Origin of the sequence: Actinomadura fibrosa, assembly GCF_900659615.1 — a bacterium.
In the GTDB taxonomy this organism is placed as follows: Bacteria; Actinomycetota; Actinomycetes; order Streptosporangiales; family Streptosporangiaceae; genus Spirillospora; species Spirillospora fibrosa.
The window spans coordinates 21,548-41,493 of the sequence record NZ_CAACUY010000022.1 but is presented as its reverse complement, the minus strand read 5'-3'; the positions used below and the strand labels follow the sequence as shown (position 1 = coordinate 41,493).

The window sequence follows — 19,946 nt, the reverse complement described above, 5'->3', positions numbered from 1 at the left end:
TGTGCTCCTCAAGGGGTGCAGGCGAGGATGGCGGACAGGGCCGTGCGCAATTCGGCGACCGGATCGGCGGCGGCGCCCGTCGAGCGGTAGGCGATGCACCGGTCGGGCCGCACCAGCACGGCGCCCTCGGGGCCGTACTCGCGGACCCGCTGCCAGCGCAGGCGCGGGTCGCGCAGGTCGCCGCGGGCGTGGCCGATGGTGTAGGCGTCGATGTCGATGCCGAGTTCGGCGGCGACCTTGGCGACGGCGGCGCACCACGCCTGCCCGTCCTCACCGGCGATCACCGTGAACCGGTCGGGTGCCACCAGGTCGAGGGTGGAGCGGCGTTCGAACCGGTCGTCCTCGACCCAGGCGTGCGGCAGCGGGTGGCCGGGCCGGGTGGAGGGAATGAAGATCCGGAAGTCGTGCTCGGCCGGTTCGGGGCTGCCGTCGGGGATCACGGCGGCCGAGGCGTGCCGGTAGCCGTACTCGACGTCGTGCTCGTGGAACTCCTGCGACTGCGCGGCCATGATCTCCAGGGCGGTGCGGCGGAAGTCGGCGTCGGCGGGGTCACCGCTCCACAGCCGGGCCAGCCGGGCCCAGCGCTCCGCGGGGCTCGCGTCCTGGTCCTCGACACCGAGCGTCTCGGCGAGCGCCATGTAACCCAGCGCGTTCTCCAGCGACCGCTGCACGTTGCGGGCGTCGACCGGGCGCCGTTCGACCTCGTAGGTGTCCAGCAGTCCCTCGCCTGCGGTGCCGCGCACGACGTGCGCGAGCTTCCAGGCGAGGTTGTGGACGTCGTGCATGGCACTGGTCAGGCCCAACCCGCCGGTGGGCGGGTGCTTGTGGGCGGCGTCTCCGGCCAGGAGGATCCGCCCGGCTTTGAACCTGTCGGCCAGCACGCCGCCGATCGTCCAGCGGGTGACAAGGTGCACCTGGAGCGGGTGGTCGCCGATCCCGAGCGCGGCCCGCAGGTCGGTGAGCACCGCCTCATCGTCGAAGGCCCGCTGGTCGTCCATGGCGTAGTTGAGGTGGACCACCCACTCCTCGCTGTCGGGCCCCCAGCGGGTCGGGCCCATCGGCGCCATCACCACCAGCTTGGCCATCTCCGGGCACAGCACCCAGCGCAGCAGCACGTCCGGGTCGCCGGTGAAGCCGGACAAGTCGGTGCTGAGGTAAGTCGTGGCGGTACGGACCAGATCGGTGACCCCCTCCAGTTCGATGCCGGCGGCCGGGCCGATCGTGCGGCCGCCGTCGCATGCCAGCAGCCACTGGGCCGCGACCTCGTACCGGGTCCCGCTCCCGTGGTCGACGACCTGCGCGAGCACGCCGTCGCCGGTGTCGGTGACCTCGACGACCTCGTGGTGGAACCGGATCCGGCCCGGGGAGAGCCGTTCGGCGTGGGCTTTGAGGATCGGCTCCAGCCGGATCTGCGGCAGGTTCGTCGTCAGCTTCGGGCTGGCGGCCACCCAGTCCGGATCGGCGCCGCCGCCACCCCAGCACTCCTGCTTGTACAGCATCCGGCCCGCGTCGGGGCGGCCGGCGAACCCGGCGTAGAACGCGGTGTGGCTGAGCTGTTCGGGCGGCGTCCCGATCGCGTAGACGTCGTCGGCGGCGCCGCAGATGTCGAGGATCTCCATGGCCCGCTGGTTGAGCACGTGCGCCTTGGGCTGCACGGAGGTCTGGGGCAGCGCGCTCACCAGGAGGGTGTCGACGCCCATCCGCGCCAGCAGCATCGACGCGGTCAGACCTGCGCCGCCGCCGCCCACGATCAGGACCTCGACCTCGATCCGCCCGGGGGTGTCAGCGGTCACTTTCATGTCCATGGGACGCATGGAACCCTCTTTCTCTCCAAGTGTCAATAAATTTGGTGGTGGATTCTTCACGCAGCCGAAACCCACGTCAGGGCCGGTCAGCCGCCCATCCAGGTGTCAAGAACTGCGGTGGTAGGGTCTCGGCCATGGCCGTGACCGACGCTGAGGGCAAGGCGAGGCCAGGACGGGGCCGGCCCCAACTGCACGAGGATGCGGTGATCCTCTCCGCCGCGCTGGCGGCGTTCGCCTCAGCGGGTTACGAGGCGATGTCGATCAGGTCCCTGGGGCGCGACCTCGGGCTCAGCCACGGCACGTTGAACCAGCGGTTCGGGTCCAAGGAGCAGCTGTTCTACGCCGCGGTCGACCACGGCTTCGGCGGTCTGTCCGAGGCGATGGCCCGGCACCTGACCCGTTGGCCCGAGCCGCGGACCGACCTCGACGCCCTGCGCAACGGGTTGCGGGCCTTCCTGCTGGCCTCCTTCGAGCGCCCCGAGCTGGTCCGGCTCATGAACACCCTTGGCATCACCGGCTCGCAGCGCCTGGACTACGTGTTCGATCGGTACATCGAGCCGACCGTCGAGCCGCTGCGCCGGGCGGCCCTCATCAGCCGGCCGAGCGAGGTGTCGCCGATCTCCGGCCGCGAGCTGTTCTTCTTGACCGCGCATGGTGCGGCGGCCCCGTTCACGCTCAAGGGACTGTCGGATCGCTTCAATGCCGCCGACGGCCCGCTCGATCCCGAGGTCTACGCCGACCACATGGCGTCGATACTCCTGCGCACCCTCGGGCTCTGAGGAGGGTCGCTCCCGGCTGCGGCCGTCTCACTTGTGATGCCTGGCGGCCAGGCCCGCGTACCGGCGCAGCGCGTGCCGGGGGGCGATGCCCATCAGCCCGGCGACCACCCGGTACCCGAACCCGGCCACGGAGTACATCCGGCGGCGGCGCGCGTCGTCCAGGGCGTCGGCGGCCACCCGGTCGGGGGCGAGCCAGGCGAAGTCGGGGACCGGGCCGAACCCCTCGGGGTTGCCGGTCCGGTCCAGGAACTCGGTCTTCACATAGCCGGGCAGGACGACGCAGATGTCGACGCCGCTTCCCCGGACCTCCTCGCGCAGTGCCTCGGAGAAGCTGGTGACGAACGCCTTGGTGCCGCCGTAGGTGGCCATGGTCGGGACCGGTTGCAGTCCGGAGATCGACGACACGTTGATGACGGTGCCGCGGTGCCGCCGCGTCATCGCGCCGAGGGCCGCATGGGTGAGGTGCACCAGCGCGCCCACGTTGAGTTCGACCTGGCGCAGCTCGGCGGCCAGCGGGAGTTCGGTGAAGGCGCCCTTGGAGCCCATGCCGGCGTTGTTCACCAGCAGGTCGATCTCGGGTTCGGCCGCCAGTCGTTCGGCCACCGTAGCGGCGCCCTGGGAATCGAGCAGATCAGCGGCCAGGACCTGCACCTGTATCCGGTGCGCCGCCTTGAGGTCGTCGGCCAGGGCCTGCAGCCGTGCCTCGTCGCGGGCGACGAGGACCAGGTCGGCTCCCTGGGCGGCCAGTCGGCGGGCGAAAGCCTCTCCGATGCCAGCGGAGGCGCCGGTGACCAGGGCGCGCCGCCAAGCGGCGGTCTTGAGTGCGCTGGGGGCGTTCATGGGGTTCTCCAGAGTCCGGTGGCAGGGGGTGGCCGGTTCACGCGGCCCCGGCCACGATGGACGATTTTCTCTCCATGTGTCAACTAAAAGTTGAGCGGTGGTTTGCGGCCGGCGTGGAGCCGACCACCGCGACGGTGCGGCCCACGGAGAAGGCGTGGACGGCGGTGCAGGCCAGATGCTGACCGTCGATGACGGTCTTGAGCGGGCGCGAGGCGATGATCTGCTCGGTGTGGTCGCGGGTGGACCTGCTCGACGAAGTTCCGCAGCGTCTTGGCCGAGTCGGCGATGTCGCCCAGGCCGCCGATCCGTCCGGCCGACACGAGCGTCTGGCCGTAGTTGAAGGCGTAGACGCAGTAGCCGGCGTTGGCCAGCGTCGGGGACAGGGTCACCCAGTTCATGCCGAGGTTGACGAAGGTGGCGTGGACGAGGACGACCGGGGTGGGGTGGGCCGCGCTGGGCGTGCAGTTCCAGTTGTTGGCGCCGGCGACGCGGTCGGGGCTGACGGTGAAGTTGATCAGCGCGGTGCCGAGGCCGCCGACGGGGTAGTCGGCGTGGGCGGGAGCGGCGGTGAAATCGTTGACTGTGCAGGTGCACATGGCCCGCCACCCCCACCACCATCCGGGATCTCGTCCACCGGGGCCTGGGGGACCGCGCACTGCACGCCTACCGGGTCGGACAGAACGTGGCTTGGCGGCACTGGATGGCGATCGCGTTCACCCTCACCGACGACCCCGGCGAGCTGCGCGAACTCCTGGACCTCACCTCGCGGTCCCTGTCGGACCACGTCGACACCGCGCTGGCCGCCGTGACCGCCGTCATCGCCCGCGAACGCCCTGCCGCCGTCATCCACAGCACCCACCCCGCCCCGCAGCCCGGCGACCTGGAGGACATCGCCCACGTGCTGGCCACCTCCGTGCCCGCTTTCAGGGGCCGCCGCCCCCTCGCCGTGCTGGCCGACCCCGCCACCCTGTGGCTCTGGCTCCCGACCGTCCACCACCCCGACCCCGCCGTCCTTGAGGCGGCCCTGGGCCGCCTTCCCGACGTCCGCGTCGCGATCGGCGCCACCGTGCCGGGCGCCGACGGCTTCCGGCACAGCCACTCCACCGCCCAGGACACCCGCCGTCTGGCGGAGAATCCCGCGGCCCCCTGCCACATCACCGACTACGAACGGACGCAGGCCGTGGTCCTCGCCACCCAGCAGACCAGAGCCGCCCGCCACCTCGTCCACCACGGCAACGCCGCCGCCACCGCCCGAGCCCTCTACCTGCACCGCAACACGGTCCTCAGCCGCCTCACCCGCGCTGAGGGCCTCCTCCCCCAGCCGCTGATCGGCCAGACGCTCAACGTCGCCCTGGCACTGGAGATCCTCCACTGGTTCGGCCACGCCCGGCCGGCAGCGGCTCACCGCTGATTGCGGCGGCCAATGGCAGGCATCCAAAGGGGCGATGACGCAATTGCCGGGCGCGTCTTGTGTCCTGCGTCACGTCGTCCATACAGTCGGGCGACCGCACGGCAACGGACGAAGGAAACCATGGGACGACTCGCCGGGAAAAGGGCATTGATCAGTGGGACGGGCGCGGGAATCGGCCGGGCGGCTGCGCTGGTCTTCGCGGCCGAGGGCGCCAGCGTGTTCGGCTGCGACATCGACTGCGCGTCCGCTGAAGAGACGGTCCGTCTGGTGCGGAAGGCGGGCGGCCTCATGGAGTCGCTCGCGCCGGTCGACCTTTCCACGGAGGAGGGCGCCGGGAAATGGGTCGCGGCGGGCGTCGCGGCGCTCGGCGGAATCGACATCCTCTATAACAATGCCTCTGCCCTGCGGAACGGGCCGTTCGCCGAGATGCCTGCCGAAGACTGGTACTTCACGATCAGGAACGAGCTCGACATCCCCTATTTCTGCACGCGCGCGGCATGGCCGCATCTGATCGAAAGCGGCGGGGCCGTGCTCAACGTCGCGTCGGTCGCCGCCGTGCGGGGCGCCCCGTTCATGCCGATGGTGCCGCACGGCGCGGCGAAGGGCGGGGTCCTCGCGATGACCCGGCACCTGTGCGCCGCCGGCGCGCCGCACGGCGTCCGCGTCAACGCGATCTCCCCCGGCATGACCCGCACGCCCGCGACCGCTCCCTTCCTCGACGACCCGGACGGCCCCCGGGCCCACCTGGAGGAACGCATCCCTTCCGGCCGTGTCGGAACGCCTGAGGACATCGCCCGCGCGGCGGCGTTCCTGTGCTCGGACGAGGCCGCGTTCGTCAACGGCGCCAACCTCATGGTGGACGGCGGCGACAGCGCGATGGCGGGCTGACGTGGACGCCCGGTTCGATCACGTCGGCGTCAACGTGCGGGACCTGCCCGCCGCGACCGCCTGGTACACCGCCGCCTTCGGGCTCCGCCCGGTCTTCGAGTTCACGCTGGACGGGCCCCGGCTTTCCGGGATCGTGCTGGAAAGTTCGCACGGCTACCGCATCGAACTGCTCGCGCGGCCGGGTTCGGTGCCCGGGCCGCGTCCCGCCGATCCATTGGCGGCCGCCCTTACCGAGGGGTATGGGCATTTCGCTCTCAGAGTCGTCGACCTGGATGGTGTGCACGCGGCTCTGGTCGCCCATGGGGCGCGCGACGTCATGGCGCCCCGCCCGTCCCCGGAGCCGGGTTTCCGGATGGCGTGGGTGGCCGATCCCGAAGGAAATCTCATCGAATTGATCGCGCCCTCCCCTGCATGAAAGGCAGAACGGTGTCGGCTCAGGAGAAATCGTCAAGTCTGGATCGCGGCACGCTCATCGCGTGCTGCCTGGCGGTGGCCATCGCGCAGATGTGCATCACCATTCCGTCCCCGATCAACGGAGAGATCACCGCGGCGTTCGGCGCGTCCGGCGGGCAGGTCGCCTGGGTGACGTCGGCGTTCATCCTGCCGACCGCGATCCTGGAGCTGAACTTCGGCGTCGTCGGGGACATGTTCGGCCGCAAGCGGCTGCTGGTCCTCGGCGCGGTGGTGCTGGCGGCCGGGGAACTGATCAACTCGACCGCGCAGGGCATCGAGTGGATGTGGCTCGGGCAGGCCGTCGCCGGTGTCGGCGCGGCAGCGCTGTTCCCCTCGTCCCTCGCGTTGATCGCGGCGGCGACCCCGGACACGCGGGACCGGGCGAAGGCCCTGTCGCGCTGGGCGCTGAGCATCTCGCTGGCGTCCGCGGCGGGCCCGCTGATGTCGGGCGGCATCGCCACGGCGGTGGAGTTCCGCTGGGTATTCGTCCCGCTGGTGGTGTTCGGCCTCATCGTCGCGGCGGTGTGCGCCCGCTGGGTCACCGACTCCAAGGCGCCGGAGGGCCGCTCGCTGGACTGGCCCGGCCAGATCACCATCGCGATCGCGCTGACGGCGCTGCTCTGGGGTGTCATCCAGGGCGGCGACCAGGGCTGGGGCAGGACGGAGATCATCGCGGCGCTGGTCGTGGCGGTCGTCGCGCTGGCCGGTTTCGTCGTCGCGGAGCTGCGGTCGGCGTCCCCGATGATGAACCTGTCGCTGCTGCGGATCCCGTCGTTCGCCGCCGCCGCGATCGTCGCGCTGGTCGGCATGGCGGGCTTCATCGGCACCGCCTACTGCGTGAGCATCCGGCTCGGCGCGGTCATGCACCTCAGCGCGCTGGACGCCGGGATGCCGTTCGTGATCCTGCAGATCGTCCCGCTGCTGCTGGCGGGAGTGCTGAGCAAGCTGCTCAGCCAGGCCAACCCGCGCTGGCTGCTGCTCGGCGGGCTGCTGCCGATGGCGGCCGGCCAGTTCTGGCTGGCGGCGCTGCCGATCACCACGACGTCGCTGGTGGCGTTCCTCGGCCCGGTGCTGCTGCTCGGCGTCGGGTTCATCTTCGTGGTCAGCTCGCTGACGGCCGCCGCGGTCAACGCCGTCCCGGTGCGGCTCACCGGGATGGCGAGCGGCGCGACCAGCCTGGTCCGGGAGTTCGGGCAGGCGCTCGGCCCAGCGGTGATCAGCTCGGTGGCGATGGGCGCCGCGTCGTCGGCACTGGTCGGCAAGCTGAGCGGCCCCGGTGCGGCGGTGGAGGCGGCGGGCGGACCGCTCGCGGTGGTGAACGTCCCGAACGTGGGGCAGGCGGCGCAGGACGCGGCGCGGGACGCGCTGGCGCACGGGCTCAGCCTCGGCATGGTGATCTGCGGGTGCGCGTCGCTGGCCGCCGCGCTGATCACGATGGTGCTGGTCCGGCCGGACTCCAGTCACCAGGAGTCCGGCGTCGAGGCGGAGCCCGCCGCGGCGTGACCCGAACGGTGAAGGGGCCGGTCCCGCGCGGACCGGCCCCTTCACGCCGTCTCAGGACGCCGAGCTCAGCACGCGGACGGACGCGTCGCCCTCGACGCCGCCGTCCATCTCGGCGGCGATGCGCTGGATGATGGACCGCAGCCAGGCGTTGGCGGGGTCGGTATGCCGGTTCTTGTGCCAGTACAGGGCCTCGACCAGCGGGACGTCCGGGAACGGGGTCGGGACGGCCACGCAGCGGGTGAAGGAGGTGTACTTGGCGGCGAGCCGTTCCGGGACGAGCGCGACCATGCCGGTGCCGGCGACGAGGAACGGCAGGACGGTGAAGCCGGGAGCGCTGGCCTGCACCCGGCGGTCGATTCCGAGGACCTCCAGCTGCCGGTCGGCGGGCGTCCCCGACCCGAGGGCGGCCGCGGCGTGCGGCATCTCGGCGAGGTCGGCCAGGCCGAGCCCGCCGTCGCGCAGGCGGGGATTGTCGCGGTCGACGATGCAGACGAACCGGTCGAGCAGGATCTGCCGGCTCATGCCCGGCAGCCCGTAGCCGAGAGGCAGGACCATCGCGTCGTGGCAGCGCAGGTTGGTCTCGTTCTCCGGCTGCCCGACGATCAGCGGGTGCAGGTCGAGCCGCGCGTGCGGCGCCTCCCGGGCGATGGCGGCGAGCAACGGCTCCACCATGATCGACATCATGTAGTCCGACATGACGACGGAGAACCGCTGCCTGCATTGCGAGGGGTCGAACCGCCGGGTGAGCGACAGCGCCTCCTCGGCCTTGCAGAGGGTGTCCTGGACGGTCGGCAGCAGCCGTTCGGCGAGCGGCGTGAGCTGGTACTCGCGGCCCACCCGGACGAGGAGTTCGTCGTTGAAGTGGCGGCGGAGCCTGGCCAGCGAGCCGCTCATCGCGGACTGGCTGGTCGACAGCTGGGCGCCCGCGTGGGTGACGTTGCGGTGCACCAGCAGGGCCTCCAGGGCCACCAGCAGGTTGAGGTCCGTGGATTCAAGGCCCATGGGGCACCTCTCGACGGGGTGGATCAACAGAGGTGAAATGGAGTCTAACCAGCACAAAGACCCCCTGGAAGGGGGCCTTTGCACTCTCATGAAAGCTTCATCCGCCGGCAGGACCGGGGGCGTGCGGGCTCAAGGCCGGGGCGTGCGGCCGCGCGCGCGGGCGCGCGGCAGGTAGGCGCCGGCGCGTCCGGGCACGATGGTGTTGCGGATCGTGCCGATGCCCTCGACGGTCATCGTGACCTCGTCGCCGGGCGAGAGCGGGGGCGGGGTCCGCTCGCCGGCCCGTCCCCAGATCTCGGCGAGGCAGCCCCATCCGCACGTACCGGATCCGAGGACGTCACCGGGACGCACCCAGGCGTCGCGGGAGGCGTAGGCCACCATCTCGTCGAACGTCCATGACGCGTTGGCGAGCGTGTCGCGGCCGAGCGGGGCTCCGTTGAGCGACACCCGCATCTCCAGGTCGAGGTAGCCGTCGGCGTCCCGGCGGTGCTCCAGCTCGTCGGCGGTGACCAGCCATGGGCCGAGGGTGTTGGCGAAGTCCTTGCCCTTGGCGAAGCCGAGCCCGAGCTCCTTCTCCGGCTTCTGCAGATCGCGCGCCGACCAGTCGTTGAAGATCGTGTAACCGATGATGTGGTCGCGGGCCCGCTCGGGCGTGAGGTCGCGGCCGGAGCGTCCGATGACGGCGCCGACCTCCAGTTCGAAGTCGAGCACCGAGCAGCCGGCCGGCACCGGCACGTCGTCATGCGCCCCTACGGCGGCATGCGGGTTCGTGAAGTAGAAGGCGGGCGCCCGGTACCAGACCTCGGGAACGTGCTCCATCCCGTCCAGGCTCCTGGAGACGCCCTCGATGTGGGCCTCGAAGGCGACGAAATCGCGGATGCTGGGCGGGTTCAGCGGTGGCAGCAGCCGGACGTCCGCGACGGTGTGGACGGCGGGCCGGCCGAGTGCCTCGGTGCCCTCGTCTCGCAGGGTCCCCGACCGGATCAGCTCCAGCACGGTGGCGCCCTCGGGCAGCGGGTGGATCCCGTCGCCCTGGACCACCCCGGCCCGCTCGGTCCCGTCGTGCTCGTACGTCGCGAAGCGCATTCCTACAGCTCCCAGTGGTTGATGTTCAGGAGCCCGTCGTCATCGACCAGGTAGCCGGCGAACAGGCCCTTCGGGTCGCGTTCGGCGCGGATGCGCCGCAATCGCGCCCATTGCCGGTCCCCCATGAACTTCAGCCGCCGCTCGGTGAAGTCGGAATCGCCGAGGTACTGGCCGGCCGTGACCGCTTCCATGTCGGCCATCGCCCGCCGCAGCCATTCCGCGAGTTCCTCGTCGCGGGAGGCGTCGTCGTAGACCACGTAGGTGGCCGAGTAGATCTCGCTCTGGAGCGAGAACGCCATGTCGGGCAGTTCGCGCAGCGGCGCCATGCTGAACCAGATCGTGAAGCTCCGCTCGGTCGGATGCGTCGTGAACGCCCTGCGCATCGCCGGGACCACCTGATCGGGCGCCCCCCGCAGCCAGGCGTTGTCGACGAGGTAGCGGTGCCCTTCCGGGTTGGCGACGCGCTGCTTGGCGATCTGCTCGCCGAGGCTCGTGGGCTCCGCCTCGACGCGGAGCAGCGCGCGATCGGCGTAGGGGTTGGCGTGCAGGGGCGCGAGCGCCCGGCGCCCTTCGTCAAGGGTGTCGGTCATGGCGACGCCGGTGACGAGCAGCACCTCGCCGCCGGTGTGGCCGGGCAGCGGCTCGTCCGGCGTCTGGGTGACGGCGACGATCTCGACGAGCGGTGAGACCGTGTGATGCATCCCGTGCAGCCACGTCATGACCTGGTCGAACAGGGAGAGCGGATAGGCGTGGACCGTGAACGCCATCGCCTTGGGCAGCGGACGCGTCCGCAGATGGAAGCGGGTAACCGCGCCGAAGAAGCCCGGACCGGCACCGCGAGCCGCCCAGAACAGGTCCGCATTCTGTGTCTCGTCCGCCCGGACCAGTTCGCCTTCGGCGGTCACGAGGTCGATCGCCGCGATGCTCTCGGCGGCCCACCCCCAGCCGCGCGCGTTCCAGCCCTGGCCCCCTTGCAGCAGGAATCCGCCGATGCCCACGGACGGGCAGTGCCCGCCATTGAAGAACCGCCCGAACCGGGCCAGATAAGGGTTGAGCTCGTCGCCGCCTTTGATGGACGGAGTGGCGGTGACGGTCCCGGTGGCCGCGTCGTAGCGCATCTCCCGGAAACGGCCGAGGTCGATGAGCAGCGCGTCGTCCCGCACGCTCCACGACGCCCAGCTGTGCCCGCCGGACCGCACCGCGACCTTCCAGCCGCGCTCGATGGCCAGCCGGACACCGTCCACCACGTCCTGTTCCGTCGCGGCTTCGAGGACGGCGGCGGGCCGGCGGTGCGCCGGACGCCGGGCGTTGAAGAGCCGCCCGGACACGGCCTCGGCGAAGCCGTCGTCCCCCGGCAGATGCAGCGTGCCCGTGAAGGTCATCCCCATCCCAGCAGTTCCTTCGCGTTCCGTCCGGCGACCGCTTCCCGGTCGGCGGGGTCGAGTCCGGCGGCGTCCAGACGGCGGAGCGGGTCGTCCACGCCCATGTCGAACGGGTAGTCGGTGCCGAGCACGACCCGGTCCGCACCGGCGGCCTCGACCAGGTGCCGGAGCCCGGCGGAGGTGTAGACGAGGGCGTCGAACCACATCCGGCGCAGATACTCGCTGGGCGGCCGTTCGCACCCGCGGGCGTCGTCGCGGACGTGCCAGGCGTGGTCGCTGCGCCCGATGTAGGTGGGCAGGTAGCCGCCGCCGTGCGCGGCGACCAGCCGCAGCCGCGGGAACCGGTCCAGCGCGCCGGTGAAGATCAGGTGGGACAGCGCGAGCGTGGTCTCGACCGGTTGCCCGACGGTGTTGCCGAGGTAGCGGGCCGCGAGCCGCTCGCCCAGCGAGCAGCCCCAGGGGTGGATGAACACCAGCGCGCCCAGGTCCTGGGCCGCCGCCCACACCGGGTCGTGCGCCGGGTCGGCGAGCTCGCGTCCGCCGACCCTGGTCGAGACGCTGATCCCGCGCAGCCCGAGTTCGCGGCACCGCCTCAGGTGCGTCACGGCCAGGTCCGGGTGCTGGAGGGGGACGGTCCCGAGGCCGGCGAGACGATCCGGAGCCTGCGCGCAGTGCGCGGCGACGGCTTCGTTGACGGTGGACGCCAGGTCCTCGGCCAGGGCGGGCCCGGCCCAGGGGTGGTGCATCGGCATCGGGCCGACGACCTGGACATCCACCCCCATCGCGTCCATGTCGACGAGCCGCACCGCGACGTCCGTCAGCTTGGGACGGAGCCGGGCGAGCTGGGCGCGGTTGAGCGCCAGGCTCACCTCGGCGTGGGTGCGCCGCTCGTCGGCCAGTTCGCCGGCGAAACCGGGCTCGCCGTCCACCAGGGAGTCGGCGGCGGGCACCGCGAGATGCCCGTGGAAGTCGACGTTCACGCGGGCTCCCGCAGGAAGTCCAGCGTCCGCGACATGACGCCGGCCGGGTCGGCGCCGGGCGTCCCGGGGTTGATCTCCCAGTCGGCCAGCAGCAGCGAGTTGTCCAGGACGGTCCTGACCCGCGGCATCCGCCGGTCCATGAACTCCCGCAGGGCCTTCTCCAGCGGGGCCGTCCCGGTGACCTGCTCGGCGAGCACGACCGCGTCCTCGGCGCACATCGCCGCGCCCTGCGCGATCAGCGGCGGACAGGCGTGCGCCGCGTCGCCGACGACGATCACCCGTCCGGCGTACCAGGGGTCCTCCAGCAGGATGCTCTCGATCCAGCGGTAGTCGACCCGGGTGCCCTCCGGGAGCGACTCCAGGATCGCCCCCCACATGCCGCCGTACCCGGCGCCTCGCTCCCGCAGCAGCGGCATCGGCGCGTCCGAGCTGATCAGCGAGGCGTCCAGGTTCTCGTCCAGCAGGTAGGCGTAGCACCGGTCCGCGGAGATCGGGCTGTACCCGGCCTTGTACCTGGGGCCGCCGTAGTACACCTCGGCGCAGTCCATCTCAGGGGGGCGGGCGGCGACGAAGCGGAAGATGCTCATCCCGACCGGGCGCGGCGCCGCCGCGAACCCGAGCATCGACCGCACCCGCGACTGGATGCCGTCCGCCCCGGCGACCAGGTCGTACCGGCCGGACGAACCGTCGGTGAAGGTGACGTCCACATGCCCCGGCGCCTGGTCGAACCGGGCCACGCTGAGGCCCAGCCGCACGGTGACGCCCGCCTCGGACACGGCGTCGCACAGGGCCTCCTGCAGCGACGAGCGCAGCGAGCCGGCCGTCGCGGGCAGGTCGTCGCCGCCGGTGCGCGGAGTCGGGACCTCGGCGATCAGCGAGCCGTCGGCCCGCCGCATCCGGAGCATGTCGAACGGCACGGCGTGCTCCAGCACCCGGTCCAGGACGCCGATGGAGCGCAGCGCCTTGAGCGCGTTGCCCTGCACCGTGATGCCGTGCCCCACGCCGAACCAGCGCGGTGAGATCTCGGCGAGATGGACCTCGACGCCGCGCCCGGCAAGGGCCACGGCCAGCATGCTGCCGGTGATGCCGCCGCCGACGACGAGCACTTTCGAGACGGACATGGACATCCTTAGAGAGACGGGACGGCGGCGCCGAGCGGCGTGTAGTGCTCGACGACGGGGGCGGCGGCGAAGAACGGCCCGACCAGGGCCCGCCACCGCGCGAACAGCTCGGACCCGCGGAAACCCTCGGTGTGCGCCTCGACCGACTCCCAGCCGACCAGGAGCAGGTGGGCGCCGGGCCGCTCGACGCAGCGCAGCAGCCGCACCCAGCGGAACCCGTCGGCCTGCGCGATGACCTTCGCGGCCTCGTCGAAGGCGGACGCGAACTCGGCCTCCCGGCCGGCCGCGACGGCCAGCTCGGCATGCTCGACGATCACAGGGAACTCCTCGGGTCCGGGGTTCCTCGACCTTGCTGCGGCATCCGCCGAAAGGTCAACGGATCGAGCCATCGGCAAGCGAGGGGGTACGCATCGCCGGGCGCGATACCCGCGGGCGGGGCGGCGGCGATGGCGGTCCGACGGCGGTCCGACGGTGAATCGGCGGTGGTTCGGCGGTGGTTCGGCACCGCCGATGCCTGCCATCGCCAATGACCATTTCCGCCGCCGCCGTCCCGTTGCCTAGCGTCGTCGGTGCGACCCCGCCCCTCCCGACACTGGAGCCAGCCGTGCCCGACTCACCGACGACACGTCCGCCCGTCCACGCGGGCCCGTTCGCCCTGGGCACGTTCGCGCGTGACGGCCGGCGCTTCCCCGGGCTGGTCGTCGGGCCGCGCGTCCGCGACCTGTCGGACCTGGCCCCGGCCGTCCGCGACCTGTTCGACGACTGGCCCGGCACGCTCGAACGCCTGGCGACGCTGGCCGGCGATCCCGGCGGGACGTGGCACGAGCTGGCGGAACTGGCCGTCCTGGCACCGATCGAGCCCGGCCAGATCCTGCAGAGCGGTGCCAACTACCGGCGTCACGTCGTCGACCTCGTCGCGGCGGAACGCGAGAGCGTGCACGGCGCGACGCAGGAGGAGGCGCGCGCCGACGCCGAGCGGATGATGGACGAGCGGGCCCGCGACGGCGTCCCGTACATCTTCCTCGGCAGCGTCCGCGCGATGTGCGGGCCGTACGACCAGGTGATCCTTCCGGCGGAGGGCGAGCAGCACGACTGGGAGCTGGAGCTCGCCCTCGTCATCGGCCGGGCGGGGCGGCACATCCCGCGGGCCGAGGCGATGTCGCACGTCGCGGCCTACACCATCTGCAACGACATCACGACCCGCGACCGCCTCTACCGGCCGGACCTGAAGGCCATCGGCACCGACTGGTTCACCGCCAAGAACGCCGACACGTTCCTGCCGACCGGGCCGTTCCTCGTCCCCGCCGCGTTCGTGCCCGATCCGTCCGACCTGCGGATCACTCTGCGGCACAACGGCGCGGTCCGGCAGGACGAGTCGACCAAGGACATGATCTTCGACATCGCGACGCTGGTCTCCTACGCCTCCGCGACGAGCACGCTGCGCCCCGGCGATCTGCTGCTGACCGGGTCCCCGGCAGGCAACGGCGCCCACTGGGGGACGTTCCTGCGCCCCGGCGACGTCCTGGACGCGGAGATCACCGGTCTGGGCCACCAGCGCAACACCTGTACAGCCGACTCCCAATGAGAGCGACATGACACTTCAGCCCATCACCCACCTCCGCCACCTCGACCTGGCGGTCCCCGACTTCGAGCGCCAGCGCGCCTTCTACACCGGCGTCTGGGGGCTCACGGAGGTCGCCCGCGATGGCGGGCTGGCGTTCTTCGCCGCCGAAGGCAGCCCCGAGCACTACGTCGTGCGGCTGCGCCGGGACGAGCGAAAGCGCATGGACCTGGTCGCGTTCGGCGCCGCGACCAGCGCGGACGTCGACGCCCTCGCCTCCAGGCTGATCGCCGGGAACGTTTCACTCGTCCACGAGCCACGGCTTCTGGACACGCCGGGCGGCGGCTACGGCCTCCGCTTCTTCGACCCCGACGGGCGGGTCGTGGAGGTCTCGTCCGGTGTGTCCCCGCGCGTCCACCGCAAGATCGAGGAGCGCGAGGCGATCCCGGTCCGCCTGTCGCACTGCGTGGTCAACTCCGATCATCCGGAACGGCTGCGCGCCTTCTACGAACGGCACCTCGGGTTCCGGCTCTCGGACACGCTCTACAGCCACCGCATGGGCGACCTCATGTACTTCATGCGCTGCAACCGGCTGCACCACAGCTTCGCGATCGCCCGCGGCCCGCACGTGTCCCTGCACCACGCGTCCTTCGAGATGCGCGGCGTCGAGGAGTACATGCGCGGGACGGGCCGCGCTCTGCGCGCCGGCACCAGGCTGACCTGGGGCCCGGGCCGCCACCTCGCGGGCGACAACACCTTCTCCTACTTCCACGACCCGCACGGCAACACCGTCGAGTACACGACCGAGCTGGCCGTCGTCGACGAGGACACCTGGCATCCGGACCGGCACGACGTGGACGACCAGCGCACGCAGGACCAGTGGGGCACCGCCGACCCGATGAGCGAGGTCATCGCCAAGGAGCAGTTCAACGACCCCGACGTGCTGTTCCAGGCGCCGCCGGTATGAGCGGCGCGAGCCCGCGCAGGGTCGTCACCGGCCACGACGCGGCGGGACGGTCGGTGTTCCTGTCGGACGGCGCGCCGCCGGTCGCCCGTACGGCGCCCGACGGCGCGGCCTTCCACGAGATCTGGTGCACCGACGCCATGCCCGCGCCCATCACGGCCACCGAAGGCGAGCCGACGGCGCGTTCCCTGACCGTCCCACCCGAACCGGGCGGCACGAAGATCCGGGTGAACGTGTTCCCGCCCGGCCTGGTCTCGCCCACGCACCGGACCCGGTCGATCGACTACGGGATCGTCCTGGACGGCGAGGTCGTCCTGGTGCTGGACGGCGCCGAGACCGTACTCCGCGCGGGCGACGTGGTCGTCCAGCGCGGCACCGTCCACCGCTGGGAGAACCGCGGCGCCGTGCCCGCCCGCATGGTGTTCGTGCTCGTCGACGGCGTCTTCACCGACTCGCTCGCGGACGTGCTCGGCCCGGACGTCCTGGGCTCCCTCTTCCACGACCCCATGCGCCCCCGAGAGGAATCCTGACGTGTCATCGACGTTGAAGGGCCCATCCGCCCCGGTCACCGAAGCCGCCGACGACCGCGTCCGCGAGACAGTCACCTCGGTCATCGCGGACATCAGAGAGAACGGCGACGACGCCGTCCGCCGCTACTCCGAGAGGTTCGACCGGTGGTCGCCGGAATCGTTCCGGCTGTCCCCCGAACAGGTCGAGGAGATCGTCGCGGGCGTGGACCCGCAGGTGATCGAGGACATCCGCTACGTGCAGGCCCAGGTGCGCGGCTTCGCCGAACGGCAGCGCGAGGCGATCACCGACATCGAGGTCGAGACTCTGCCGGGCGTCGTCCTCGGGCACAAGAACGTGCCGATCGGCGCGTCGGGCGCCTACGTGCCGGGCGGCCGCTACCCGCTCGTCGCGTCCGCGCACATGACGATCATCACGGCCAAGGTCGCGGGCGTCCCCCGCGTCGCCGCCTGCACGCCGCCGATCCGGGGCGAGATCCCGGCCGCGACCGTCGCGGCGATGGCGCTGGCGGGCGCGGACGAGATCTATCTGCTCGGCGGCGTCCAGGCCATCGCCGCCCTCGCCCTCGGCACCGAGACCATCGGCCGCGTCGACCTGCTCGCCGGCCCCGGCAACGCCTACGTCGCCGAGGCCAAGCGGCAACTGTTCGGCACCGTCGGCATCGACCTCATCGCCGGCCCCACCGAGATCCTCATCGTCGCCGACGAGACCGCCGACCCCGTCACCGTCGCCGTGGACCTGCTCAGCCAGGCCGAGCACGGGCCCGACTCGCCCGCCGTCCTGGTCACCACGTCCGCGGACCTCGGCCGCCAGGTCATCGACCTGGTCGATCGCCTGCTGCCCGGCATGCCGACGAAGGACTTCGCCGGCCCCGCCTGGCGCGACCACGGCCAGGTGATCGTCGCGGCGGACCGCGCCGAGGCGTGGGCGATCGCGGACTCCTTCGCGTCCGAGCACGTCGAGGTCCTCACCGCCGATCCGCGCGACGCGCTGACCTCGATGCGCAACTACGGGGCGCTGTTCCTGGGCGCGGGGACCTGCGTCTCCTACGGCGACAAGGTGATCGGCACCAACCACGTCCTCCCGACGCGCGGCGCGGCCCGCTACACGGGCGGCCTCTGGGTCGGCAAATACCTCAAGACCGTGACATACCAAGAGGTCACGGACCCTGTGGCCGCCGCCGAACTCGGCCGGGTGTGCGGACGGGCCGCCCGCGTCGAACTGTTCGAGGGCCACGCCCGCTCCGGCGACCTGCGCGCCGCCCACCTCGACGGCACCCCGTCCTGGCTCAAGGAGATCGGGATCCCATGAGCCCCCTCGACGGCCGGACGGCCCTGGTCACCGGTGCGGGCAGCGGCCTCGGCGCGGTCATCGCCCGGCACCTCGGCCGGGCCGGCTGCCGCGTCGTCCTGGTCGGCCGCAACGCGGGCAGGCTGGCCGCCGTGCGGGACGGGCTGCCGGACGCGCGCTCCGCGATCTGCGACGTCTCCGTTCCGGCCGCCGTGACGGCACTCGGCACGGAACTGGCCGACGAGCAGATCTCGATCCTCGTCAACAACGCCGGCGTCGGCGGGCCGGTCAAGCCGCTCGTCCAGATCGACCCGGACGAATGGGACGACGTGTTCGCCGCGAACGTCCGCAGCATCCACCTCATGTGCCGGACGTTCCTGCCGCCCATGTACGAGCGCGGCGACGGCGACGTCGTCAACGTCGCGTCCGTGACGGGCAAACGCCCCCTCGTACGCCGCACACCGTACGCCGCGTCCAAGATGGCGGTTCTCGGCCTGACCCGGACGCTCGCCTTCGAGGCCGGGCCACAGGGTGTCCGCGTCAACTCCATCTCTCCGGGGCCCGTCCGGGGCGAGCGGATGGAACGCAACTTCCGCCTGGAGGCCGAGGCCTCGGGCGGAACCGCCGAGGAGGCCGAACGCGCCTTCGTCTCCCGCGCCGCCCTCGACCGCCTGGTCGAGGAGGACGAGGTCGGCGCCGCCGTGGTCGCCATGCTCCAGATTCCCGGCATGTGCGGAGCGGACATCGACGTGTCCGCCGGAATGATCGCACCGTGAAAGGACCGCGGATGGGCAGAGCCGAAGGGAAGGTCGTCGTCGTGACGGGCGGCGCGCGCGGCCAGGGCAGGGCCGCCGCCGAGCACCTGGCCCGCGAGGGCGCCCACGTCTGGATCGCGGACGTCCTCGACACCGACACCACCTGGTCCGGGCCGGGCTCCCTCACCCACCATCGCCTGGACGTGACGAGCGAATCCGCCTGGAGGTCGCTGCGGGACGCGCTCCAGGCCGAGCACGGCCGCCTGGACGGGCTGGTCAACAACGCGGGAGTCGCCGCCCGCGACCGCCTGCCCGATGTCGGTCTCACCCAGTGGCGGCGGGTCCTCGACATCAACGTCACCGGACCCCTGCTCGGCATGCAGACGCTGTTCCCGCTGATGCGGCCGGGTGGCTCGATCGTCAACATCGTGTCCGTCGCGGGCATGTCCGGGCACGCCGCCGCTCCCTACACCACGAGCAAATGGGCGCTGCGCGGCCTCACCCGCTCCGCCTCCCTGGAGTACGGCGAACTCGGCATCCGCGTCAACGCCGTCTTCCCCGGCCTGATCGACACGCCGCTGATGGCGGACGCGTCCCCGGCCTTCCGCAACGTCGCGATCGGCGAGACCCCCCTCGGCCGCATCGGCGTCCCCGAAGATGTCGCCCCGCTCATCGTCTACCTGATCTCCGACGAGTCCTCCTACGTGAACGGCGCCGAGATCACCGTGGACGGCGGCCTGACCGCCCACGTCTCGCACAAGTCCATCGCCGACGCCACCCGCCCCGCCCCGAAGCGCCACTGAGCCTCTGACGCCAGCCGGCCACGGCCCGCGTCGTCCAGCCAGGCGATACGGGACGCACCGTGATCGTCACGGCGCCCCCGACGGCTGGCGGACGTCGAGGAGGAAGCGCTCGAACCAGCGGCGCAGGTAGGCACGGAACTCCTGGGGCGAGCGCGGGGGGTGGCCGGGATCGATGACGAAGGACTGCAGCAGTCGGAGCATGAGTTCGGCGAGTTCGTCCAGATCCGTGGCGTTGTAGCCGCGGGCATCCCAGTCGATGTCGAAGCGGGTGAGGATCGTGTGGGCGAACGCCGTCGCGGTGGGTGAGGTGATGCCCTGGGCGAACGCGCCGGTACGACCGCTGGCCAGCAGGATCCCCAGGTAGGGGTCGTGCGGCAGTCGGTCGTAGGTAGAGAACATGCCCTCGGCCAGGATCTCGGCGTCGCCGCTCAGGGGGGCGACGTGCGCGGCGAGCCGGTCCAGGAAGCCACCGACGGCATGCTGCGCGGCGGCCACGAGCAGTTCCTCGAGCCGGCGAAGTAGAAGTAGACGGTCTGCCGGGTGACGCCCAGTTGCTCGGCCACATCGGCAAGGCGCGTCTTGGCCCCGTACGTTTTTCCGAAGGTGGCGCCGGTCACGCCGTCGCTGGTCGGCACCGTGCTCTTCACCGAAGGCCTGACCGGGGCGAAGACCATCACCGCACCGGGCAAGTGCGATCCGGAGGCGGTGTCCCTACCGAAAACTACATCTGTGCAGGTCACACCACATGCTCGTACTCGTTGAGGATTCCGCCCAGTCACGGTGAACCGCGGCAGG

Annotated in this window: 22 protein-coding genes; 11 read left to right on the top strand and 11 right to left on the bottom strand. The window is 71.7% G+C overall.

The window, feature by feature from the left end:
- Nucleotides 1–8 precede the first annotated feature (8 nt).
- Nucleotides 9–1,793 (bottom strand): FAD-dependent monooxygenase, encoded by a 1,785-nt coding sequence (locus E1300_RS11230; RefSeq protein WP_207399646.1) that lies wholly within the window; start codon nt 1,791–1,793, stop codon nt 9–11.
- A 146-nt stretch (nt 1,794–1,939) separates the two neighbouring features.
- Here E1300_RS11230 and E1300_RS11225 point away from each other — a divergent pair, with 146 nt between their 5' ends.
- A complete protein-coding gene (locus E1300_RS11225; protein ID WP_131756864.1) occupies nt 1,940–2,584 on the top strand; it encodes a TetR/AcrR family transcriptional regulator in 645 nt (214 codons plus the stop codon).
- 27 nt (nt 2,585–2,611) lie between these two features.
- On the opposite strand, the gene E1300_RS11220 is transcribed toward E1300_RS11225, so the two are convergent.
- Together E1300_RS11220 and E1300_RS11215 are read right to left on the bottom strand one after the other, a co-directional pair.
- The gene (locus tag E1300_RS11220; protein WP_131756863.1) at nt 2,612–3,424 is read right to left on the bottom strand and encodes an SDR family NAD(P)-dependent oxidoreductase; all 813 of its coding nucleotides are present in this window, start codon (nt 3,422–3,424) and stop codon (nt 2,612–2,614) included.
- An 83-nt stretch (nt 3,425–3,507) separates the two neighbouring features.
- Nucleotides 3,508–4,020 (bottom strand): esterase/lipase family protein, encoded by a 513-nt coding sequence (locus E1300_RS11215; RefSeq protein ID WP_131756861.1) that lies wholly within the window; start codon nt 4,018–4,020, stop codon nt 3,508–3,510.
- On the opposite strand from E1300_RS11215, the gene E1300_RS11210 reads away from it, so the two are divergent.
- The 4 genes from E1300_RS11210 to E1300_RS11195 are packed head-to-tail and all read left to right on the top strand — an operon-like array spanning nt 4,005 to nt 7,679.
- Nucleotides 4,005–4,835 (top strand): helix-turn-helix domain-containing protein, encoded by an 831-nt coding sequence (locus E1300_RS11210; RefSeq protein ID WP_503104932.1) that lies wholly within the window; start codon nt 4,005–4,007, stop codon nt 4,833–4,835. The two genes, E1300_RS11215 and E1300_RS11210, sit on opposite strands and share 16 nt — an antisense overlap.
- A gap of 12 nt (nt 4,836–4,847) precedes the next feature.
- Nucleotides 4,848–5,723: an SDR family NAD(P)-dependent oxidoreductase gene (locus tag E1300_RS11205; RefSeq protein WP_207399645.1), complete on the top strand. Its 876-nt coding sequence runs from the start codon at nt 4,848–4,850 to the stop codon at nt 5,721–5,723.
- 1 nt (nt 5,724) lies between these two features.
- Nucleotides 5,725–6,138, top strand: coding sequence for a VOC family protein (locus tag E1300_RS11200; RefSeq protein ID WP_131756858.1), 414 nt, complete (start codon nt 5,725–5,727; stop codon nt 6,136–6,138).
- Entirely contained in the window at nt 6,135–7,679 is a 1,545-nt protein-coding gene (locus E1300_RS11195) for an MFS transporter (RefSeq protein WP_131756856.1), read from the top strand. The genes E1300_RS11200 and E1300_RS11195 overlap by 4 nt, the downstream gene beginning before the upstream one ends.
- A gap of 51 nt (nt 7,680–7,730) precedes the next feature.
- Here E1300_RS11195 and E1300_RS11190 read toward each other — a convergent pair whose 3' ends face one another.
- The 6 genes from E1300_RS11190 to E1300_RS11165 all read right to left on the bottom strand — a co-directional run bounded on the left by E1300_RS11190 (nt 7,731) and on the right by E1300_RS11165 (nt 13,567).
- A complete protein-coding gene (locus E1300_RS11190; protein ID WP_131756854.1) occupies nt 7,731–8,681 on the bottom strand; it encodes a LysR family transcriptional regulator in 951 nt (316 codons plus the stop codon).
- A 129-nt stretch (nt 8,682–8,810) separates the two neighbouring features.
- Complete coding sequence (locus tag E1300_RS11185) at nt 8,811–9,767, bottom strand: fumarylacetoacetate hydrolase family protein (protein WP_131756852.1); 957 nt, start codon at nt 9,765–9,767, stop codon at nt 8,811–8,813.
- 2 nt (nt 9,768–9,769) lie between these two features.
- Nucleotides 9,770–11,155 (bottom strand): FAD-binding oxidoreductase, encoded by a 1,386-nt coding sequence (locus E1300_RS11180; RefSeq protein ID WP_131756850.1) that lies wholly within the window; start codon nt 11,153–11,155, stop codon nt 9,770–9,772.
- Nucleotides 11,146–12,129, bottom strand: coding sequence for an amidohydrolase family protein (locus E1300_RS11175; protein WP_131756848.1), 984 nt, complete (start codon nt 12,127–12,129; stop codon nt 11,146–11,148). The genes E1300_RS11180 and E1300_RS11175 overlap by 10 nt, the downstream gene beginning before the upstream one ends.
- Nucleotides 12,126–13,250: an FAD-dependent monooxygenase gene (locus E1300_RS11170; protein WP_131756847.1), complete on the bottom strand. Its 1,125-nt coding sequence runs from the start codon at nt 13,248–13,250 to the stop codon at nt 12,126–12,128. The genes E1300_RS11175 and E1300_RS11170 overlap by 4 nt, the downstream gene beginning before the upstream one ends.
- Before the next feature lie 8 nt (nt 13,251–13,258).
- Nucleotides 13,259–13,567: an antibiotic biosynthesis monooxygenase family protein gene (locus E1300_RS11165; protein WP_131756845.1), complete on the bottom strand. Its 309-nt coding sequence runs from the start codon at nt 13,565–13,567 to the stop codon at nt 13,259–13,261.
- 287 nt (nt 13,568–13,854) lie between these two features.
- On the opposite strand from E1300_RS11165, the gene E1300_RS11160 reads away from it, so the two are divergent.
- The 6 genes from E1300_RS11160 to E1300_RS11135 are packed head-to-tail and all read left to right on the top strand — an operon-like array spanning nt 13,855 to nt 19,151.
- Nucleotides 13,855–14,835, top strand: coding sequence for a fumarylacetoacetate hydrolase family protein (locus E1300_RS11160; protein WP_242619075.1), 981 nt, complete (start codon nt 13,855–13,857; stop codon nt 14,833–14,835).
- Between the two features lie 7 nt (nt 14,836–14,842).
- Nucleotides 14,843–15,778: a VOC family protein gene (locus E1300_RS11155; protein ID WP_131756842.1), complete on the top strand. Its 936-nt coding sequence runs from the start codon at nt 14,843–14,845 to the stop codon at nt 15,776–15,778.
- Nucleotides 15,775–16,305, top strand: coding sequence for a cupin domain-containing protein (locus E1300_RS11150; protein WP_131756840.1), 531 nt, complete (start codon nt 15,775–15,777; stop codon nt 16,303–16,305). Before E1300_RS11155 ends, E1300_RS11150 begins: the two co-directional genes overlap by 4 nt.
- A 1-nt stretch (nt 16,306) precedes the next feature.
- Nucleotides 16,307–17,614, top strand: coding sequence for a histidinol dehydrogenase (gene hisD, locus E1300_RS11145; protein WP_131756838.1), 1,308 nt, complete (start codon nt 16,307–16,309; stop codon nt 17,612–17,614).
- Nucleotides 17,611–18,369 (top strand): SDR family NAD(P)-dependent oxidoreductase, encoded by a 759-nt coding sequence (locus tag E1300_RS11140; RefSeq protein WP_131756836.1) that lies wholly within the window; start codon nt 17,611–17,613, stop codon nt 18,367–18,369. Before hisD ends, E1300_RS11140 begins: the two co-directional genes overlap by 4 nt.
- A gap of 11 nt (nt 18,370–18,380) precedes the next feature.
- Complete coding sequence (locus tag E1300_RS11135; protein WP_131756835.1) at nt 18,381–19,151, top strand: SDR family NAD(P)-dependent oxidoreductase; 771 nt, start codon at nt 18,381–18,383, stop codon at nt 19,149–19,151.
- A 66-nt stretch (nt 19,152–19,217) separates the two neighbouring features.
- Here the strand turns inward: E1300_RS11135 and E1300_RS11130 are convergent, their stop codons facing one another.
- Nucleotides 19,218–19,646: a hypothetical protein gene (locus tag E1300_RS11130; RefSeq protein ID WP_131756833.1), complete on the bottom strand. Its 429-nt coding sequence runs from the start codon at nt 19,644–19,646 to the stop codon at nt 19,218–19,220.
- Nucleotides 19,580–19,825, bottom strand: coding sequence for a TetR family transcriptional regulator (locus tag E1300_RS11125; RefSeq protein WP_131756832.1), 246 nt, complete (start codon nt 19,823–19,825; stop codon nt 19,580–19,582). Before E1300_RS11125 ends, E1300_RS11130 begins: the two co-directional genes overlap by 67 nt.
- Nucleotides 19,826–19,946 lie beyond the last annotated feature (121 nt).

Excerpts from the sequence above, each read along its gene's own strand:
- E1300_RS11185 (WP_131756852.1), bottom strand. The coding sequence starts at position 9,767 with ATGCGCTTCGCGACGTACGAGCACGACGGGACCGAGCGGGCCGGGGTG.
- E1300_RS11125 (WP_131756832.1), bottom strand. The coding sequence starts at position 19,825 with ATGGTCTTCGCCCCGGTCAGGCCTTCGGTGAAGAGCACGGTGCCGACC.
- E1300_RS11215 (WP_131756861.1), bottom strand. The coding sequence starts at position 4,020 with ATGTGCACCTGCACAGTCAACGATTTCACCGCCGCTCCCGCCCACGCC.
- E1300_RS11170 (WP_131756847.1), bottom strand. The coding sequence starts at position 13,250 with ATGTCCGTCTCGAAAGTGCTCGTCGTCGGCGGCGGCATCACCGGCAGC.
- E1300_RS11150 (WP_131756840.1), top strand. The coding sequence starts at position 15,775 with ATGAGCGGCGCGAGCCCGCGCAGGGTCGTCACCGGCCACGACGCGGCG.
- E1300_RS11190 (WP_131756854.1), bottom strand. The coding sequence starts at position 8,681 with ATGGGCCTTGAATCCACGGACCTCAACCTGCTGGTGGCCCTGGAGGCC.
- E1300_RS11180 (WP_131756850.1), bottom strand. The coding sequence starts at position 11,155 with ATGGGGATGACCTTCACGGGCACGCTGCATCTGCCGGGGGACGACGGC.
- E1300_RS11135 (WP_131756835.1), top strand. The coding sequence starts at position 18,381 with ATGGGCAGAGCCGAAGGGAAGGTCGTCGTCGTGACGGGCGGCGCGCGC.
- E1300_RS11140 (WP_131756836.1), top strand. The coding sequence starts at position 17,611 with ATGAGCCCCCTCGACGGCCGGACGGCCCTGGTCACCGGTGCGGGCAGC.
- E1300_RS11205 (WP_207399645.1), top strand. The coding sequence starts at position 4,848 with ATGGCAGGCATCCAAAGGGGCGATGACGCAATTGCCGGGCGCGTCTTG.
- E1300_RS11195 (WP_131756856.1), top strand. The coding sequence starts at position 6,135 with ATGAAAGGCAGAACGGTGTCGGCTCAGGAGAAATCGTCAAGTCTGGAT.
- E1300_RS11155 (WP_131756842.1), top strand. The coding sequence starts at position 14,843 with ATGACACTTCAGCCCATCACCCACCTCCGCCACCTCGACCTGGCGGTC.
- E1300_RS11220 (WP_131756863.1), bottom strand. The coding sequence starts at position 3,424 with ATGAACGCCCCCAGCGCACTCAAGACCGCCGCTTGGCGGCGCGCCCTG.
- E1300_RS11225 (WP_131756864.1), top strand. The coding sequence starts at position 1,940 with ATGGCCGTGACCGACGCTGAGGGCAAGGCGAGGCCAGGACGGGGCCGG.